The organism is Thiolapillus sp. (assembly GCF_048562965.1).
GTDB classification, from domain to species: domain Bacteria; phylum Pseudomonadota; class Gammaproteobacteria; order Chromatiales; family Chromatiaceae; genus Thiolapillus; species Thiolapillus brandeum_A.
Genome location: NZ_JBHNMF010000391.1, coordinates 1 through 3,058 on the forward strand (window position 1 = coordinate 1; position 3,058 = coordinate 3,058).

Sequence of the window (3,058 nt, forward strand, 5' to 3'; positions counted from 1 at the left end):
TCACGAGGCCGAAGACACGCTTGGCGTGTTTCCTTTTTCATGGTGGGTATCTGGTGGGCGCTGTTTTCCGTTCCAGTGATACTGTTCGTGCACGAGCGTGAACCGCGTCCAGCCAATCCTCATGTGTTGCACAGCGCGCTGCGCGAGATCCGCGACAACTTCCGTGAAGTGGGCCGTTACCGCATGGTGGCCCTGTTTCTGTTGGCCTACTGGCTCTACATCAATGGCGTGGACACCATCGTGCGCATGGCGGTGGACTATGGGCTGGCTATCGGGTTCGGGTCGTCTGATTTGCTCACGGCGCTGCTCGTCACCCAGTTCGTGGGGTTTCCGGCGGCCCTGGTGTTCGGCCAGGTGGGAGACAGGTACGGACCGAAGAAGGGCATTATGATAGCCCTGGTTGTCTATATCATCATCGTGTTCTGGGCCTGGCGCATGGAGGCGATGTGGGAATTCTATGCCCTGGCGGTGGGTATCGGGCTGGTTCAGGGAGGTATTCAATCCTTGAGCCGTTCCCTTTACGCTCGCCTGATTCCGACGGACAGGGCAGGCATGTTCTTCGGGGTCTATAATATGCTTGGTAAGTTTGCAGCGGTTATCGGCCCGTTGCTGGTTGGCGCAGTTACCGTGATCAGCGGAGATTCGAGACTGGGAATACTGTCGGTACTGCTGCTGTTTGTGGCCGGTTTTGCTGTGTTGCAGCGTGTCACTGTGGCGTCAAATGGAGAGTTGAAATGAAGATCATCAAGTGGTTTTTCGGTCTGGTTATTGGCCTGGTGTTGCTGATCGTGGCAGCGGCACTGATCGTGCCCCTGTTCGTCGATGAAAACATGGTCAAGGAAAAGATCAGTTCCGAGTTCGAAAACAGGACGGGTCAGACGCTCGGTCTCAATGGTCCCCTGAACTGGTCCGTATTCCCCTGGGTGGGAATTGGGCTGTCGGACGTGCGGGTGGGAAGTGCGCAGGGTTTCGGTGAGCAGCCTCTCGCGGTGATCAAGGAGCTGGACGTGAAGGTGGGTGTCAAACCGCTGTTCGAAAAGAAGATCGCGGTGGATACGGTGGTGCTGAAAGGCGTGCGGCTGAACCTTCACAAGAACAAGGACGGCAGGGTCAACTGGGAAGGCCTGGCTGAGGCGGGAGAGACAGACCGGAACAAGGCGGAACAGCCCAAGGCGAAAACCGGCGGATCGTCGGGCATGGAGGGTTTCGAGGTACGCCTGAAGGGTATTGAGCTGGAAGATGTGAGCCTGCATTTCGATGATGAACAGGAAGGCGTCAGCGTCAGGCTCGATGACCTGGCGCTCAAGGTAGGTGAGCTGCTCCCCGGTCAGCCCGTGCCCTTGCATCTTGGCTTCAGGCTGGAAAACACCCAGCCGGTGATGAAGCTGGATCTCAGTATGTCCACGGACATGACTTTTACGAAGGACTATCAGCGTATCGATCTGGCAGCATTGGCCGTGGATCTGAATGCGGCTGGCGAAGGCCTGCCTGCCCAGGGAGTCAAACTGGCGCTGGCTGCCAACGTGGGTCTGGACAACAAACAGGGCGCGCTGGCCTTGAGCGATCTGTCTGTTTCCGGCCTGAATGTGGATATCACCGGTGATTTGAGTGTCACAGATCTGCATGGCAAGCCCAGACTGGAGGCAAAGCTCGCGCTGCAGCAGACCAATCTGAAGGAACTGCTGGAGATTGCCGGTGTGGAGGTCGTTACCGCCGATGCGGGGGCGCTGACAAAAGTGTCGGGCAATCTGTTCGTAGTGCAGCAGGGTGATACCCTCACGGCCGATCCGGTTTCCATAAAGCTGGATGATTCCACCCTGAACGGGACGCTGAAGATCCTGTCTTTCAAGGGACCCGTAGTGCGGGCCAGTTTCAAACTGGATGCCATCGACCTCGATCGCTATATGCCGCCAAAAGCGGAAGAAACGGCTGCGGTAACAAAGCAGCCGGAAAAACAGAAAGCAGGCGGCGGCAAACCGGACTTCGCTGCGTTGCGCAAACTGAATCTGGATGCGGACTTTTCCGTGGGCAGTCTGACCAGCAGTGGTCTTCACATGCAGAATGTCATCCTGAAGCTGAAATCGCGCAAAGGCGTGCTGACCCTGGATCCGATCAGCGCGGCCCTTTATGAGGGCAAACTGCATGGCAGTGTAAAACTGGACGTGCGCAAGGATACACCGCGATTCAGCGTCAGGAAAACCCTCAGTGGCATACAGATAGAACCCCTGCTGAAGGATCTGACGGGAAAGGCACAGCTTCAGGGTACCGGAGATATCAAGGTGGATGTTCACAGCATGGGACTGGATGATGTCACCATCAAGCAGAATCTCAATGGCCGCTTTTCCCTGGAATTCAGAGACGGCGCCTATATCGGCTTCAATCTGGCGCAGGCGATCCGTCAGGCCACAGGGCAGGCGGTTTCCGATGAGCCGCAGAAGACCGATTTTGCCGAACTTAAGGGCAGTGGTGTCATCAGGCAGGGGGTGGTGACCAACAATGATTTCTACATGGCTTCCCCGGTGCTGCGGGTAACAGGGAAAGGCAAGGTCAACCTGGTCAAGGAAAAGGTGAACTATCTGCTTACCACCAAGGTTGTGAAATCTCTGCAAGGGCAGGGCGGCGCCAATGACCTGAAGGGTGTGGCCATCCCGGTTCGTATCTCGGGCAATCTGAATGATCCTTCGTTCATGGTGGATCTGGAAGCCGCCCTGAAAGCCAATGCGGAACACAAGATCGAGGAGAAGAAACAGGAACTGCTGGACAAGGCTGGCGAGAGTATCGAGAAAAAGCTGGGTTCGGGCGCGCTGAAAGGTCTGTTTGGGCGCTGATCGATGGAAAGCCCTATAGGGTGGTAAAGCCCAGGCCTTTCACCTGACGGAATGCTGAAAAAGCCTATATATGGCAGTCACAATCCGTCAAATGCCCATTCGTGAAGAGGGATCCTGACGATAGTAGGCTGCAAGCTGTCTGTAGACTTCGCCGCAGTGTTTTTTCAGGATTTCCGGTGCGGTAAAAAAATAGTAACTACTCACCCCTAAGATGAGTACAAGCCTGCCTC

General features: G+C 55.9%; 2 protein-coding genes. Both read left to right on the forward strand.

What is annotated here, in order from left to right:
* Window positions 1-738: MFS transporter (locus ACOCD2_RS15275; protein ID WP_293674813.1), on the forward strand; the 738-nt coding region annotated here is incomplete at its 5' end.
* Window positions 735-2,828 carry an AsmA family protein gene (locus ACOCD2_RS15280; protein ID WP_293649337.1) on the forward strand — a complete coding sequence of 698 codons (2,094 nt, stop codon included), beginning with the start codon at window positions 735-737 and terminating at the stop codon, window positions 2,826-2,828. The genes ACOCD2_RS15275 and ACOCD2_RS15280, both read left to right, overlap by 4 nt.
* Window positions 2,829-3,058 lie beyond the last annotated feature (230 nt).

Bases quoted from the DNA above. Each gene is read 5' to 3' on its own strand.
- ACOCD2_RS15280 (WP_293649337.1), top strand. From the start codon at position 735: ATGAAGATCATCAAGTGGTTTTTCGGTCTGGTTATTGGCCTGGTGTTG.